The organism is Micromonospora sp. NBC_00898, assembly GCF_045207895.1.
Lineage (GTDB): Bacteria > Actinomycetota > Actinomycetes > Mycobacteriales > Micromonosporaceae > Micromonospora.
Window position 1 is genome coordinate 6,038,136 of the sequence record NZ_CP108775.1, and the last position, 14,500, is coordinate 6,052,635.

At 74.0% G+C, this 14,500-nt stretch carries 17 protein-coding genes; 5 read left to right on the forward strand and 12 right to left on the reverse strand.

Going from position 1 to position 14,500, the window contains the following annotated elements:
- Nucleotides 1-197: 197 nt before the first annotated feature.
- Together OG799_RS29315 and OG799_RS29320 are read right to left on the reverse strand one after the other, a co-directional pair.
- Nucleotides 198-2,132: a beta-propeller domain-containing protein gene (locus OG799_RS29315; RefSeq protein ID WP_406039603.1), complete on the reverse strand. Its 1,935-nt coding sequence runs from the start codon at nucleotides 2,130-2,132 to the stop codon at nucleotides 198-200.
- A 141-nt stretch (nucleotides 2,133-2,273) separates the two neighbouring features.
- Complete coding sequence (locus OG799_RS29320; protein ID WP_109800426.1) at nucleotides 2,274-2,732, reverse strand: Lrp/AsnC family transcriptional regulator; 459 nt, start codon at nucleotides 2,730-2,732, stop codon at nucleotides 2,274-2,276.
- A 59-nt stretch (nucleotides 2,733-2,791) separates the two neighbouring features.
- Between OG799_RS29320 and ddaH the strand changes: the two genes are divergently transcribed.
- On the forward strand, nucleotides 2,792-3,625 hold the full coding sequence (gene ddaH / locus OG799_RS29325) for a dimethylargininase (RefSeq protein WP_406039605.1): 834 nt from the start codon (nucleotides 2,792-2,794) through the stop codon (nucleotides 3,623-3,625).
- A gap of 74 nt (nucleotides 3,626-3,699) precedes the next feature.
- On the opposite strand, the gene OG799_RS29330 is transcribed toward ddaH, so the two are convergent.
- A complete protein-coding gene (locus OG799_RS29330) occupies nucleotides 3,700-4,905 on the reverse strand; it encodes an ABC transporter substrate-binding protein (RefSeq protein ID WP_406039607.1) in 1,206 nt (401 codons plus the stop codon).
- Nucleotides 4,906-4,955: 50 nt separating this feature from the next.
- Nucleotides 4,956-5,783 carry an alpha/beta hydrolase family protein gene (locus OG799_RS29335; RefSeq protein WP_406039609.1) on the reverse strand — a complete coding sequence of 276 codons (828 nt, stop codon included), beginning with the start codon at nucleotides 5,781-5,783 and terminating at the stop codon, nucleotides 4,956-4,958.
- Between the two features lie 84 nt (nucleotides 5,784-5,867).
- Here OG799_RS29335 and OG799_RS29340 point away from each other — a divergent pair, with 84 nt between their 5' ends.
- Nucleotides 5,868-6,464, forward strand: a complete 597-nt coding sequence (locus OG799_RS29340) for a bacterial proteasome activator family protein (RefSeq protein WP_406039611.1) — start codon at nucleotides 5,868-5,870, stop codon at nucleotides 6,462-6,464.
- A gap of 40 nt (nucleotides 6,465-6,504) precedes the next feature.
- Here the strand turns inward: OG799_RS29340 and OG799_RS29345 are convergent, their stop codons facing one another.
- From OG799_RS29345 to OG799_RS29355, 3 genes are all read right to left on the reverse strand, one after another.
- The gene (locus OG799_RS29345) at nucleotides 6,505-7,317 is read right to left on the reverse strand and encodes an HAD family hydrolase (RefSeq protein ID WP_406039613.1); all 813 of its coding nucleotides are present in this window, start codon (nucleotides 7,315-7,317) and stop codon (nucleotides 6,505-6,507) included.
- Nucleotides 7,317-8,138: an HAD family hydrolase gene (locus OG799_RS29350; protein WP_406039615.1), complete on the reverse strand. Its 822-nt coding sequence runs from the start codon at nucleotides 8,136-8,138 to the stop codon at nucleotides 7,317-7,319. The genes OG799_RS29345 and OG799_RS29350 overlap by 1 nt, the downstream gene beginning before the upstream one ends.
- A 234-nt stretch (nucleotides 8,139-8,372) precedes the next feature.
- A complete protein-coding gene (locus OG799_RS29355) occupies nucleotides 8,373-9,098 on the reverse strand; it encodes a hypothetical protein (RefSeq protein WP_406039617.1) in 726 nt (241 codons plus the stop codon).
- Between the two features lie 145 nt (nucleotides 9,099-9,243).
- Here OG799_RS29355 and OG799_RS29360 point away from each other — a divergent pair, with 145 nt between their 5' ends.
- The 3 genes from OG799_RS29360 (at nucleotide 9,244) to OG799_RS29370 (ending at nucleotide 10,954) form a co-directional block, all read left to right on the forward strand.
- Nucleotides 9,244-9,675 carry an OsmC family protein gene (locus tag OG799_RS29360; RefSeq protein WP_406039619.1) on the forward strand — a complete coding sequence of 144 codons (432 nt, stop codon included), beginning with the start codon at nucleotides 9,244-9,246 and terminating at the stop codon, nucleotides 9,673-9,675.
- A gap of 102 nt (nucleotides 9,676-9,777) precedes the next feature.
- On the forward strand, nucleotides 9,778-10,137 hold the full coding sequence (locus OG799_RS29365; protein ID WP_406039621.1) for a metallopeptidase family protein: 360 nt from the start codon (nucleotides 9,778-9,780) through the stop codon (nucleotides 10,135-10,137).
- A gap of 94 nt (nucleotides 10,138-10,231) precedes the next feature.
- Nucleotides 10,232-10,954: an AIM24 family protein gene (locus OG799_RS29370; RefSeq protein WP_406039623.1), complete on the forward strand. Its 723-nt coding sequence runs from the start codon at nucleotides 10,232-10,234 to the stop codon at nucleotides 10,952-10,954.
- A gap of 42 nt (nucleotides 10,955-10,996) precedes the next feature.
- Here OG799_RS29370 and pheA read toward each other — a convergent pair whose 3' ends face one another.
- From pheA to OG799_RS29395, 5 genes are all read right to left on the reverse strand, one after another.
- Entirely contained in the window at nucleotides 10,997-11,953 is a 957-nt protein-coding gene (pheA, locus tag OG799_RS29375) for a prephenate dehydratase (protein ID WP_406039625.1), read from the reverse strand.
- 10 nt (nucleotides 11,954-11,963) lie between these two features.
- Nucleotides 11,964-12,461: a hypothetical protein gene (locus tag OG799_RS29380; RefSeq protein WP_406046443.1), complete on the reverse strand. Its 498-nt coding sequence runs from the start codon at nucleotides 12,459-12,461 to the stop codon at nucleotides 11,964-11,966.
- Between the two features lie 121 nt (nucleotides 12,462-12,582).
- Nucleotides 12,583-12,972, reverse strand: coding sequence for an ACT domain-containing protein (locus OG799_RS29385; RefSeq protein ID WP_406039627.1), 390 nt, complete (start codon nucleotides 12,970-12,972; stop codon nucleotides 12,583-12,585).
- Nucleotides 12,973-13,047: 75 nt separating this feature from the next.
- A complete protein-coding gene (locus OG799_RS29390) occupies nucleotides 13,048-13,506 on the reverse strand; it encodes a PAS domain-containing protein (protein ID WP_406039629.1) in 459 nt (152 codons plus the stop codon).
- A gap of 232 nt (nucleotides 13,507-13,738) precedes the next feature.
- Nucleotides 13,739-14,476: a hypothetical protein gene (locus OG799_RS29395; protein WP_406039631.1), complete on the reverse strand. Its 738-nt coding sequence runs from the start codon at nucleotides 14,474-14,476 to the stop codon at nucleotides 13,739-13,741.
- Between the last annotated feature and the right edge of the window lie 24 nt (nucleotides 14,477-14,500).

Sequence of the window (14,500 nt, forward strand, 5' to 3'; positions counted from 1 at the left end):
GCGCCCGACGACCGGCACCATGACCGGCAACCGAGGCCCGGCGCCCGGCGCCCGGCAACTGGGGCCCGGCCGGGGTGAGCCGACCGGCGGCGCCCGGCGGGCCGTGACCGGTACGGGGTGACCGGCCGGGCTGGTCGGCGGGTGGGGGCCGGTAGCCGGTGGGGCTCCCGGCTCCCACCCGCCGGGGGAGGGAGATGTCAGGTCCAGGGCAGCCAGGCGAGGTTGTGCGCCGTGGCCGGGTCGACGACCGCCAGCCCGGTCTCGGAGACGGTCCAGAGTCGGCCGTCGACCAGCAGGGACCGGCTGGCGGCGCCGTGCTGCGGCTGGGTGACCGTGCCGATGTCGGTGATCCCCCGGTCGGTCACGGTGAGCAGGCGGACGCCGCCGGTGAACAGCGGCATCGCGACCAGGCCGGTGGCCGGGTCGAACAGGAACGCGTGCGGGTCGAACTCCGCCGCCGAGCCGCCGCCTGGCACGTGGTGGCGGGCCAGCCGGGCGGGTCGGGCCGGGTCGTGGACGTCGAAGAGCGAGACCTGGAGTCCCTGTGCCCGCCCCCGGTCGTCCGCCTCCTGGCCGACGCCGAGCAGGCGGTCGCCCGGTACCGGATGCAGGTACGCCGACCAGCCGTTGATCTTGAGTTCGCCGGTACGTCGCGGCGCGGTCGGGTCGGTCAGGTCGAGCGCGTAGAGCGGGTCGGTCTGTCGGAAGGTCACCACGTAGCCGGTGCCGCCGAGGAAGCGCACCGAGTAGATCCGTTCGCCCCGGCCGAGGCCGTCAACCCGGCCGGACTCGGTCAGCCGGTCGCCCTGCCGGGCGAGCACGTACACGGCCGACTCCGTTCGGCCCCCCGACCCGACGTGGGTGGTCGCCACCCGCAGGTGGCCCTGCCATTCGGAGAGGGCGTACTGGTTGAGCAGTGATCCGGGGACGCTGCCGGCGGCGACGTACCGGGGCCGGCCCGGGCCGCTGGTGTCGAACCGGTAGATGTCGGTGCGCTCCGGATCCGGCCGTCGCGGCTCGCCCCGGCCGGGTCGCCGGCCCGTGTCGCTCACGCCGGCGAGGTAGAGGCTGTCGGCGGTGCCGTAGACGGTGTCGGCGTCCGAGGCGACGCTGACCGGGTCGCCGTCGCCCAGCCGGCCGGTGGCGAGGTCGAAGCTGAGCACACTCAGCAGGGCGGTGCCGGTGCTGGCGGTCGGGCGGCTCAGTCGGTCGCAGCCGACCCGACCGGTGTGGCGTTCCCCGCCGGCCGTCCACTCGTAGCGGGGCAGCCAGGCGTCCAGGCCGGCCCTGGCGATCACCGCCCGGTTGGCGGCGGTCCGCTCGGCGTCGGTGCGCCGCTCGTCGTACGGGAAGGAGATCCGGGGTTGCGAGCGGACCACGACCCGGACGGTCGCGCCGGTCTGGCGCGCGTCCAGCAGGCTCCCCTCGATCCGGTACTCCCCGACGACCGCGGGCCGCCCGGCCAGGTCGACCAGGAGCAGGCGCGGCCCGGCGGGGCGGGCCGGCCGGCCGGGGTCGGTCGGCCGCTCGGGTCGGTCCGGGTCGGTCGGGGGGTCGGCCGCCGGCAGCGCCTCCGGGCCGGCCGGTCGGACCAGCACCAGCGCCCGGTCCCCGTGCAGCAGCAGGCTGCTCTCCGACCACCAGCGGCGGCCCGAATCCCCGGTGGAGAGGTCGAGCTGCCCGGTGACCCTGCGGGTGGCCGGGTCGACCACCCGCAGCATCCCCTGGCTGGCCACGACGATCCGCCGGCCGTCGGTCTTCACCAGGTCCGGCTCGTCCGCCCCCGGTTCGTGGCTGTTGGTGGCGGAATGTTCCGGCGCCTTCGACCCGGTCGCCCTGCTGTCGCCCGCCGGCGCTGCCTGGGGCCGCGCTGCGGCGCCGGCAGGCATCACCGCGTCACCGGCGAACCCGGTACGCCAGCCCGACTCGAAGCCCCACGGTCCGACGGCGGCGGTGGCGGCGGCGCGCAGCCCGGCCAGCGCCTCCGCGCAGGAGTCGTACCCGACGAGCCGGGGTGCGGCCGCGGGTGGCGTCGGCCCGGGCACCGCCGCCCGGGGCGCGACGGCGCTTCCGGCGAGCAGGCTCAGGGCGAGCAGGCCCCCGGTCGTGGCATAGGCGGTCGCCGGTCTCATGCACCGTTGGACGCCGCCCCCCGCCGCCCGGTTCCCGGCCCGCCCGGCGGGCCGAGCCGGGAACGGGAGCGCCGCCGGGAACGGGAGCGCCGCCGGGAACGGGAGCGCCGCCGAGGAAGGGCGGAGGCGGCGGGGGACGGGTCAGCCGCCGGAGGGGCCGACGCCGGGCGACTCGACCAGCCGGGACAGCACGATGGTGCTCCGGGAGGACGTCACGAAGGACTCGGCGCGCAGCCGTTCCAACGCCTCCTCCAGGTGGGCGATGTCGGCGGCCCGCAGGTGTACCAGCGCGTCCGCCTCCCCGGAGACGGTGTACGCGCCGACCACCTCCGGGTGCCGGCGGGCGGCCGCCCCGATCTGCGCCGGGGTGGTCCGGCCCGCGCAGAACAGCTCGACGAAGGCCTCGGTCGTCCAGCCGACGGCGGCCGGGTCGACGACCGCGGTGAACCCGCGGATCACCCCGGCCGATCGGAGTCGATCGACGCGTCGCTTGACGGCGGGGGCGGAGAGTGACACCCGGGTGCCGATGTCCGCGTACGACGCGCGGGCGTCCGCCACGAGCAACGCAATGATTCGCTGGTCTACGGCGTCGATCTGCAACGTTCCGCCTCTGGGAAGCAATGGTTGTGGCTGTTACCAAAGTTGTACCGTACCTACTCTTGGTGACCGTGAACCAGCAGCGAGTCCCGCGAAAGCGGACATATCTCATGTGCTCGCCCGAGCACTTCGCGGTCGAGTACGCCATCAACCCGTGGATGGACGTGACCGCGCCGGTCGACGCGGAGCTGGCGGTCAAGCAGTGGGACCGCCTGCGCGAGACGCTCGCCGGCCTTGGCCATGAGGTGCACCTGCTCGCCCCCGAGGCGGGGCTGCCCGACATGGTCTTCGCGGCCAACGGCGCCTTCGTGGTGGACGGTACGGTCTACGGCGCCCAGTTCAAGCACGAGCAGCGGGCCGCCGAGGCCGCCGCGCACCGGGCGTTCTACGAGTCGCAGGGCTGGCGGTTCATCGCGCCGAGCGAGACCAACGAGGGCGAGGGCGACTTCGCGTACCTGCCGGAGGCGCACGGCGGTCTGATCCTCGCCGGCCACGGCTTCCGCACCGAGCTGCCGGCGCACGCCGAGGCGCAGGAGGCGCTCGGCCGCCCGGTGATCTCGCTGCGCCTGGTCGACCCGCGCTTCTACCACCTGGACGTGGCGCTCGCGTCGATCGACGACACCAACGTCGTCTACTACCCGGGCGCCTTCTCGGCGGCCAGCCAGAAGGTGCTCGCCCAGCTCTTCCCGGACGCGGTGCTCGCGGACGACGAGGACGCCCTGGCCTTCGGCCTGAACCTGGTCAGCGACGGCGCGAACGTGGTGCTGAACAGCGAGGCGACCCGGCTGGCGGGCAAGCTCAAGGCGGCCGGCTACACCCCGGTCCCGGTGGAGCTGGCCGAGCTGAAGAAGGGCGGCGGCAGCGTGAAGTGCTGCATCGCCGAGCTGCGCCACTGACCCTCGGGTCCCACCCGAACGACGGGCCGGCCTCCCGCAGGGGAGACCGGCCCGTCGGCGTACGGGGCGGCGGCTCAGCCGAGCGTGGCCAGCTCGTTGATCACGACGTTGGAGAGCAGCTGACCGTCGCGCTGCACGCGGCGCAGGTACCACTTCTGCTGCGGGGTGCGCGGCTGGTTGAACTGCCAGGGCCCACGCGGGCTGTCGATCTGGCCGATCTTGCCCAGCGCCAGGTTGACCTGCTGCGGCGTGGGGGCCCCGCCGACCAGCCGGATCGCCTTGTCGAGCACCTGGGCGGCGTCGTACGAGGCCATCGCGTAGGTGGTCGGGGAGGTCTGGTACGTCTTGCGGTACGCCGAGGCGAACACCCGGTTGGCCGGGTTGTTCAGGTCGGCCGAGTAGTTGAGTGCGGTCTCGATGCCGTACGCCTCGATCGACCTGTCCTCGGTTTCCAGGTTGCCGAGGACCGTGCCCTCGGTGAGGAAGCCGGGGGCGTAGATCTTGCCACGGTAGCCCTCGTCGTAGATCTGCTTGATGAACTGGACGGCGGCCGGGCCGGCGTAGTGGCAGAAGATGACGTCGGGCCGGTGGTCCATGGCCCGGCGGATCGCGTCGGTGTACACCCCCCTGCCCGGGTTGGCGACGTCGGCGGTGAAGATCGGGGCGTCGTCGATGCGGCGGTTGTTCACTTCGTAGCCCTTCCGGAAGCCGTCGATGACGTCCCGGCTGCTCCCGTTCTGCGGGGCGATGATGGCGATCCGGCTGGTGGCGGGCAGGGTCTCGTTGAGGTACTGGCCGAGGGCCCGGCCGGGTTCGTCGAGCACGTACGAGGTGCGCCAGATGTAGACGACGCTCTGCAGGCTGGTCGGGGAGGCGTTCGAGCCGATCAGCGGCACTCGGGCCTGCTCGACGCTGTCCCGGATGCCGAGCATGACGGCGGAGCTGACCACCCCGGTGAGCGCGAGGACGCCCTCGGAGAGCAGTCGGTCGACGGCAGCCTGCCCGCTCTTGGCGTTCTCACCCTCCTCGGCGGAGATCAGGGTCGTCGGGTGGCCGCCGAGGCGCTGGTTGTTGAGGCCCAGGAAGAGCTGGAAGCCGTTGGTGATCTCGTCGCCGATCGCCTTGTTGGCGCCGGTGCCGGGCACGATGAGCCCGATCTTGATCGGGCTGCCGGAGCCGGCGGCCGAGTCCTCGGCGTCGGAGCCGCAGCCGGCCGCCAGTCCGCTGGTACCGAGCGCGGCCAGCAGTTGAAGAGCCTGCCTGCGGTTCATCTGTGACACCGATTTCCTTCCGAAAAAACGTTGCAGGGGCTTACCGCCCCTTCGGCGTTCTACCTGCTTGGCGACGCTGCGTCAATGCCCTGAAGATCATCGTGCAGGGACCGCAACGCGTCGACCACCCGGGGCCAGGCCGCCGAGTCCGGCGTGATCAGCCCGAAATGCTCGCATTCGGGCAGCTCGACGAGGGTGGCGGGGGAGCCGGCGGCCCGGGCCGAGGCGACCCAGGAGCGGCTCATGACGACCGGCACCTGGCGGTCCTGTCCGCCGTGCACGACTACGCTCCGTACCCGGACCGACACCAACGCCGATGGATCGGCCGCCGCGTACCGGTCGGGCACCTCCGTCGGGCCGCCGCCGAGCAGCGCGGCCACCGCCCCGGAGTCCAGGTCCAGCCGGTACGCCTCGGCGAGGTCGGCGACCGGGGCCAGCGCCAGCACCCCACCGACCGTCTCCGGCGCGCGCGCCGCGACGTAGAGCGCCAGGTGACCGCCGGCCGAGTGACCCACCAGGATCGGCGGCACGGCAGCCACCCGGCCCGGCAGCGCGGCGGCGGCCAGCCCGGGCAGCGCGGCCACCCCGGCCAGCACGTCGGTCAGCGTGTGCGGCCAGCCCCCGTCGGGCTGGCCGGTGCGCCGGTACTCGACCTGGGCGACCGGGTGGCCGAGCGCGGCGAGCGCCGCGGCCATCGGGCCGGTGTGGCTCCGGTCGTACTCCGCCCGCCAGAACCCGCCGTGCACCACGACGACCAGCGGTCGGGGCGGGCCGTCGCCGGCGGGCCGGCGCAGGTCGGCGACCTGTTCGGGGTGGTCGCCGTAGGCGACCGTGGCGTCCGGCGGCGGGGCGGGCCGGGTCAGCACGGCGCGCGGGTCTGCGGACATGAGCGCGACGGTAGCGCGCCCGGGTGGGTCGTTTCGGCCCGGGACCCGGTCCCGCCGCGTGTGGGTGGCGGGCGCTGGGTAAAGATGGGACCCATGACCGATGCGCGCTCAGCTGGACAGAATGACGAGCCGGGCCACGACGGCATCCCCGGCACCGTGGTGGTGGTCGGCCCGGACGGCCGGCCGGTCGGCGCCATGCAGACCGAGGAGGGGCAGGGCGAGGACCCCACCCGCCTGGTCGAGCAGCCGGCCAAGGTGATGCGGATCGGCAGCATGATCAAGCAGCTGCTGGAGGAGGTCAAGTCCGCTCCTCTCGACGACGCCAGCCGGCACCGGATGCGCGAGATCCACGAGCGTTCGATCGTCGAGCTGAAGGAGGGACTCGCCCCCGAGCTGCGCGAGGAGCTGGAGCGGATCTCGCTGCCCTTCACCGAGGAGAAGGCACCCAGCGAGAGCGAGCTGCGGATCGCCCACGCCCAGCTGGTCGGCTGGCTGGAGGGGCTCTTCCACGGCATCCAGGCGGCTCTGGTCGCCCAGCAGATGGCAGCCCGGGTGCAGCTGGAGCAGATGCGCTCCGGCCGGCAGGCGCTGCCCAGCGGCCCCAACGGGATCATGCCGGGGATGCCCGGCATGGGCCAGCCGCAGGGCGGCGAGGGGCACAGCACCGGCCAGTACCTCTGACCGGGGCCGGGCGCCGCGCGCACGCGGGCGTCCGGACCGCTCAGCCCACCCCGAAGACGTTCTCCAGGTACGCGGCCACGCCGTCCGCCGAGTTCGCCGCCGTCACCTCGTCGGCGATCTCCAGGACGGCGGGGTGCGCGTTGGCGACGGCCACGGCCCGGCCGGCCCAGGTCAGCATCGGCAGGTCGTTCGGCATGTCGCCGAAGGCCAGCACGTCCCGTTCGTCGATGCCGAGCCGGGCGCAGTACCAGGCCAGACCGGCCGCCTTGGTCACCCCGGCGGCGGAGATCTCCACCAACCCGCTGTACGACGAGTGGGTCGCCTCGGCCAGCCCGGCCAGCGACCCCGCCACCAGTTGGACGAACGCGTCCGGGTCCTGCTCGCCGGCCCGGGCCAGCAGCTTGACCGCCGGCACCGACAGCAGCTCCTCGGGGGACTCGACGGCCCGGATGGCGTCGTGGTCGGCGTCCCAGCGCAGCGGGTAGTGCGCCTCGTGGCGCATCTGCCGGCTGTCCACGATCTCGACCGCGAAGCTCACCCCGGGCACCTCGGCCCGCAGCCGCCGGGCCACCTCCGCCAGCAGCTCCGGGGCGAGCGGGTCGGCCCGCAGCACCTCGTCGGTGACCGGGTCGTACACCACCGCGCCGTTCGCGCAGATCGCCGGGAGCGGCTCGGCGAGCTGGTCGTACACGAGCTGGAGCCAGCGGATGGGCCGGCCGGTGACCAGCACGACCGGCGTGCCCGCGGCGGAGATCCGGGCCAGCACCTCGGCGGTGTGCGGGCTGAGCGTCCGGTCGTCCCGGAGCAGGGTGCCGTCGATGTCCGTCGCGACCAGCCGAGGTGCCTCTCCCATCACCGGGACAGTAGTCGGTCCAGGTAGACCGCAACGCCGTCGTCGTCGTTGCGCAGGGTCACCTCGTCGGCGGCGGCGCGAACCTCCGGGTGGGCGTTGGCGACGGCCACCCGCGCCCACCCCGCCCAGGCGAACATCGGCAGGTCGTTGGGCATGTCGCCGAAGACCAGCACCTCGGCGGGGTCGACCCCGAGGGTCTGCGCGACCACGCTGAGGCCGGTCGACTTGTCCACCCCGGGTGGGCAGATCTCGATGAAGCCGAGCCCCGCCTGGGTGAGCGTGGCCGTCTCCGGCGGGACGATCCGGCGGGCCGCGGCCAGCAGTTCGTCGACGTGGTGGTCGGCGGTTCGGGCGAACGCCTTGATCACGTCGGACGAGACGCACTCCGCGCGGCTGCGCGCCTCGAAGCGGTCCGGGTAGGGCCAGCTCGGGTGGTAGTCGCCCCAGAGCGGGGCGTCGTGCTCGTCGGAGGCCTCGACCATGACGGTGAGCGGGCCGACCACCGCCTCCAGGTCGGTGAGGAGCCGGGCGAGCACCGCACCGGGGAGGCGTTCGTCGCGCAGCACCACGGGGCCGGCCGGGTCGCTCTGGTCGACCACCCGTCCCCCGCCGGCCATCACCAGGAAGTCGGCCGCGCGGATGTCGTTGCGGGTCAGCTCGGTCAGCCGTGGCCCGCGACCGGTCGCGCCGACCACCGGGATCCCGGCGGCCCGCACCCGGTCGAGCACCTCATGGGTGTACGCGGAGACGGTGTCGTCGCTGCGGACGAGCGTCCCGTCGAGGTCGGTGGCGATCAGCTTGGGCAGTCCCGGGCGGGTCATGGTTCCTCCTTCGCCCGCCGCCGTCACGCCAGCCGTCCTGGTCGTCGGTGCCTCGGCCCTCGAACGGCGGGCAGCAACCGTACCTCGCGGAACAGGTCGCATCCATGGCTTCCCGGCGAATCGGGCGCCAACCCACGGCGACCGTGCGGTGACGGTCCGACGATCCCGCCCGCGGGCCTCGCCGGCACTCAGCCGGCGGCCCGGGGCTCGGGGGCGGTGGCGAAGGCGGGCGGCTCAGGCCGGGGGTTCGGGGCGGGCGAACGGCACGGTGGGCTGGACCGTCAGGTCGGCCGGCGCGGGCGGGAGGTCGTCCGTCCGCTGCCGGCGGCGACCCCGGCCGGACGACCCGGGCTCCGGCTCCGCCCCGGACCCGGCGGCGGCCGGCGGGGGCACGGTCCGGCCGGACAGGTACAGCGCAGCCCCGAGCAGGACGGTGGCCAAAAACGCGGTGACCAGGCCCCGGCCGTAGTCGACCTGGAACCCCGCCTCCGAGGAGTAGAAGAGCGTCCGCTGGCCCGAGTGGTCGAGGGAGAACGCGGTCGCGGTCAGTACGGCGAGGATCGCCAGCGCGAGGCCGAGACCGGCCACCCGGGCGTTGGGCCGGACCGCGGCGGTGCCGCGCAGGGCCAGCGCCACCGCGCCGGCGAGGCCGAACAGCCCGACCAGGTAGCCGACCCCGAAGCCGTCCACGTCGGCCACCCCGCCGGGGACCCGGATCAAGGTGGTCCCCTCCGGGCCGCCGTTCGGCACGGTCATCACCAGCCACTCGCCGATCAGCGAGGCGACCGCGGCCACCGCGCCGAGGCCGGCCAGCACCAGCGGCAGCCGGCGGTCCCGCCCCAGGCCGGCCAGGGAGCGGCCGACCCGGCCGGGCGGCGCGGGTTCCCCGTCGCCCCACTCCACGACGGTCGTCCCGTCGGACCGGTTGTCCTGCCTGGGGATGGGGAGATCCTGGGACATCGGCCACCCTTCCGCGCGCGGGCCTGCGCCGAATCATGACACAGCCGGCACGGGGCGGTCGGGTACCGCGAGTCGGGCCGCCTGGCCCCGCGCCTCGTCCGCGCTGCTCGGTGCGGGGCAGCCCGGTTTCGATTAGCGTCGGGGCATGCCTATCCGTACCGCATCCGCACGTTGGCAGGGCAACCTCACCGAGGGTGCCGGGACCGTCCGCACCCGCAAGGGCGGGCTGACCGGGAACTACTCGTTCAAGTCGCGCTTCGAGGAGGGCGAGGGGACCAACCCGGAGGAGCTGATCGGCGCCGCGCACGCCGGCTGCTTCTCGATGGCCCTGTCGAAGCAGCTCGCCGACGCGGGCGCGACCGACACCTCGGTGGAGACCACCGCCAAGGTCCACTTCGACAAGACCGACGCGGGCATGACCGTGACCCGGATCGACCTGGAGACGGTCGGCCAGGTCCCGGGCATGGACGAGGCCCAGTTCACCAAGCTGGCCGAGGCCGCCAAGGAGAACTGCCCGATCTCGCGGCTGCTCTCGCCGGGCGCGCAGATCAGCCTCACCGCCCGCCTCGCCTCCTGACCCGAGGCGACCCGGCGCCCGGCCGGGTCCGCCCGGCCGGGCCTCCGGCGTTCCGCCCATCCAGGGCTGCGGGCGGCGCGGCGTGGGTCCCGGTCGGGCACAATGGGCGGCGTGCCGGTCGAGATGAGCCGTGAGCGGTTCGAGGAGCTGGTCGGCGAGGCCCTCGACGAGGTGCCCGAGGAGCTGCTCGGGTTGATGAGCAACGTGGTCATCCTGGTCGAGGACGACCCGCCGCCGGGCGAGCACCTGCTCGGGCTCTACGAGGGGCACGCGCTCACCAACCGGGGTTGGGACTACTCCGGCGTCCTGCCGGACCGCATCCTCATCTACCGGCGGCCGATCCTGCGGATCTGCGACACGGAGGAGGACGTCGTCGACGAGGTGGCGGTGACCGTGGTGCACGAGATCGCCCACCACTTCGGCATCGACGACGCCCGGTTGCACGCGCTCGGTTGGGGCTGACCGGGCTGGCCGCCCCACCCCGCTCGGCCGATGCCGGCCGTTGCGCGGGTCACCTAGCCTGCGGGAGAGATACCCCGATGCAGGAGGAAGACCCATGCGCAGCGCGCTGTTCTCCGCGGAGAACCTTGAGAAGGAGTCCCAGCAGCCGGGCATGCGGCTGCAGAACTCCAAGATGCTGAAGATCGAGCTGAACGGCGAGGCGATGGCCCGGGTCGGGTCGATGGTCGCGTACCAGGGGCAGGTGCAGTTCCAGGCCCTGGGCTCCGGCGGCATCGGCAAGTTCATCAAGCAGCGCCTGACCGGCGAGGGTGTCCCGCTGATGAAGCTCGCCGGCCGGGGCGACGTCTTCCTCGCCGAGCTGGCCAAGGACGTGCACATCATCGACCTGGAGCCGGGCGACGCCCTGTCGATCAACGGGTCCAGCGTGCTCGCCTTCGACTCCACCCTCCAGTACGACATCAAGATGGTCGGCGGCGCCGGCATGGCGTCCTCGTCCGGCCTGTTCAACTGCGTCTTCACCGGCCATGGCCGGATCGCGATCACCACCAAGGGCACCCCGGTGGTGCTCAACGTGGACCAGCCGACCTACGTGGACCCGCAGGCGGCGGTCTGCTGGTCGGCCAACCTGCAGACCGGCTACCACCGGGCGGAGCAGCTCGGCCTGGGCACGCTGCTGGGCCGCAGCACCGGTGAGGCGTTCACCATGAGCTTCGCCGGTCAGGGCTTCGTGGTGGTGCAGCCCTCCGAGGAGCCGCCGGTGCACGGCAGCGGTGCCCAGCAGCAGCAGGGCGGTCTGCTCGGCGGCCTGCTGCAGTGACCGTCGGGTGCGGGGACGCCCAGTCCGGTCGTCCCCGCACCGTCAGTTCAGCTCGCCGGCGCGCAGCCGGGCCAGCCAGGCCGCCGCGTCGGCGTAGTCGGCGTCGGAGAGGCCGGCCGGTGCGGGGACCGGCCGTTCGGCCGCCGCCGGGCTCCAGCGGTGCCGGGGGTACGACCCGAGGAAGCGCACGTCGGCGCAGACCCGGCGCAGGCCCTGCAACGCCTCGCCGAGCCGGACGTCGGCGACGTGGCCGGCGCAGTCGAGGAAGAAGACGTACCGGCCGAGCGCCTCGCCGGTGGGTCGGGACTCGATCCGGGTCAGGTTGACCCCCCGGACGGCGAGTTCCATCAGCACCGACAGCAGCGCGCCCACCCGGTCATGGGCGATGTAGATGGCCAGCGAGGTGACGTCGTCCCCGGTCGGCGGCGGCGGCGGGCCGGGGCGGGACACCAGTGCGAACCGGGTGACCGCGTCCGGGTGGTCGGCGATCTTGTCCGCCAGCACGGTCAGCCGGTGCCGGGCCGCCCCGATCGGGGCGCAGATGGCCGCGTCGTACTCGCCGGTGGCCGCACCCGCCGCGGCGGCGCCGTTGGAGAGCACGTCGACCACGGTCGCGTCGGGCAGGTGGTCCCGGAGCCAGCCCCGGCACTGGGTCGACGCCTGCGGGTGCGCCGCCACACTGCCGACCGAGGCGAGCGCCGCCCCCGGACGGGCGGCCAGCACGAACTCCACCGGCAGGATCACCTCGCGGGTGATCACCAGCGGCTCGCCCTCGGCCATCTCGTCGAGGGTCACCCCGACCGCGCCGCCGATCGAGTTCTCCAGCGGCACCAGGGCGGCGTCGGCGTCCCCCGCCCGTACGCTGTCCAGCGCCTCACCGACGCTGCGGGCCGGCGTCCGGCTGCCCCGCTCGGCGGCGGGCACGGTACGCAGCGCCTGCTCGGCGAAGGTGCCCTCGGGCCCCAGGTAGACGTAGCGGGTCGGCGGTGTTCCGGGCATGGCGACCAGCCTACGCACCTGGCGTGCCGTCGCAGGCCAACGTCCGGATGCCGGGCGGCCCGGCGGCGCGTACCTGCGCCCCGCAGACATCCGTGCCGGCGGTGACCAGCTCCAGCGCCCCCGGCCGGCCCCGGGTGACCACCTGCAGCTCCTCGTGCCCGGTCACGTCGAGCACGGTGTACTGCCAGTCCCCGGCGCAGAGCGGGCCGATTCGGACCCGGACCCGGACGTCCCGGGGCAGCACCCCGGCGGCACCGCGCAGCAGCGAGATCACCCGGTCCCTGGACGGGCCGGTGGGGCAGGGGACGGCGACCAGGTCGTTGCCGGTGGGGGTGGGGGTGGGTGTGGTCGGGGCCGTCGGGGTGGGCGCGGGGGTCGCCGTGGTCGGGGTGGGCGTGCCGGTGGCGGTCGGGGCGGTGGCCGTCTGCTGGGCGGGTCGGCGCAGTTCGGGCGGGGTGCCGCAGGCGGTGAGGGACAGCAGGGCGAGCAGCGTGACCGGTACGGTCAGCCGCCGGTGGGCGGTGCGGCGGGGTGCGATGGGTGGCACGGTCCGATCCTTGATATCGACGGACATCGTTTCGGCCGGGTGGCCGAGCCCATCGTAGGAGGATCGCGCGGCGGGGTGAAGGTCACTTGTGCACGCGGTGCCCCGCCCGCTCCAGCGCCGTCGTCGCCTCGGCCAGCCGCACGGCGGGAACCAGCACGTGGTCGGTGTCGTAGGTGGAGAAAGCCACCACGTTGACCCGGGCCCGGGCCAGCGGGTCGACCAGCGCGGCGAGGGTGCCGGTGACCGCCAGGTCGAGCGGGCCGACGATCCGCAGGCACCGCCACTCCGTCTCCACCACCGCCTGTTCCGGCACCCGACGGGCGGGGCAGATCAGGGAGATCCCGTCGACGCTCCAGCTCACCGTCACCACGTCGTGGTCGCCCAGTTCGCCCCACAGGGTCGGGCAGAGGCGGAAGCCCGCCGGCAACCGGCACACGGCGTACCCGCCCGGCAACAGAGCGACATCGAGCATGAGGGCACCATACGTCCTCGGCGAGGGTCCGCCCCAGCACCGTCGGGTGCGGCGAGTACCACCCGTTGTCGCAGGTCAGACCGCGGAGAAGAAGGTGAGTGAGCCGGCGACCGAGCCGTCGGTGAGCACCGGCGTGGAGATCGCGTCGACGGTGACGCCCGGCCCGTCGTCCCCGGGGCCCTGGACCCGGAGCAGTCCGCGGGCGAGCCGGCCGGAGTGCAGGGCGAGCAGCGGTGGGATCTTGTCCGTCTCCTGCTCGGTCAGCTCGCTGCGGTTGGCGGTGAAGTCGACCAGGCGCAGGCCGCCGTCCAGCAGCGGCCGGTCGATCACGTCCTCGGGGGCGCCGAGGCAGAGCAGGTCGCACCCGGACGAGGAGATGGCCACCACCGTGGTGTCGGCGTCGATCAGCAGGCAGGGCTCCGCGGCGTGGGAGACGATGCTCGACCACTGCCCGAAGTTGTCGGACTCCTGCGCTGTCGGTGTCTCCGTGGTCGGCGCGAACACTTCCGAGAGCGAGAGCTCGACGTGGGCCACCGCGCCTCCTATGTACACCGACGGTCTGTCCACGCTATCCGGTCGCCCCGACGGCCGCCTGACCGCGTTCGGATGCACCGGCGTTCGGCGCTCCTCGGCTGCCCAGGGCGCCGGTGGTGCCGTGGGACAGGCGTCGGTGTGGCGGATGCCCGGTGACCGGGCGGCCGGCGACGGCGCCGACCGACGGCACTGCCGAGGTAGGTCCCCGGACCGCGTGGCGTCGCCGGTGACGTTACCGGTGGGCGGCCCGCTTGTCAGCGGCCGTTCGGCCCTCGTCGTACCACCGGTAGTCGGCTGCTGGACGGTACGTGTCGTTGAGCCAGGTGTTCGGGTGCTGCGCGACCCGGGACAGCTTCTCGGCGGTGGCCGGACTGATCCGGTTGCCCCCGGCGACGAGGAGGCGGTCCAGCTCCCGGTGGGTGGCCATCAGGCAATCCTTCGGCAGGCCGTACACGCTGATCACGCCGGAGCCGACGAAGGTCAGCACCGGGCTCACCGGGATCGGCAGGCCGACCGCCTCGGAGAGCGCCTTGCTCGCCCGCTTCGCGTCCCGGCGCGCCTCGGCCACATAGGGCGGACGCTTGCCGTTGATCTGCACGACGTCCCCGGCGACGAGCACCCGGGCGCGGCCGTGGTCGGCAATGGTGACCGCGAAGAGGCCGCTCGGGCCGATGGCCAGGAAGCCGGCCCGGTCGTCCCGGTCATGGTCGAGCAGGACATCCATGACGTCCGTACGCGGCCACTCGATGACGTGCCAGGCGGGACCGAGGTGGTCGAGCTGGCCCAGGGCGCGGGCTCCGGCGGCCTCCAGCCGGCGGGCGCCCCGCTCGGCCCGACGGCGGCGGGCCCACTCCAGCGGAGTCGGTCGGGCCGGTTCGAGCACCGAGGTGGGCTCGACCCTGGGGTGTGGCACCGCGACGGGCGGCAGGGCCCGGGTGGGTACGGCTTGACGAGCGGGAAAGACAGTCATCGCGACCTCCGGCAAAAGGTCCCT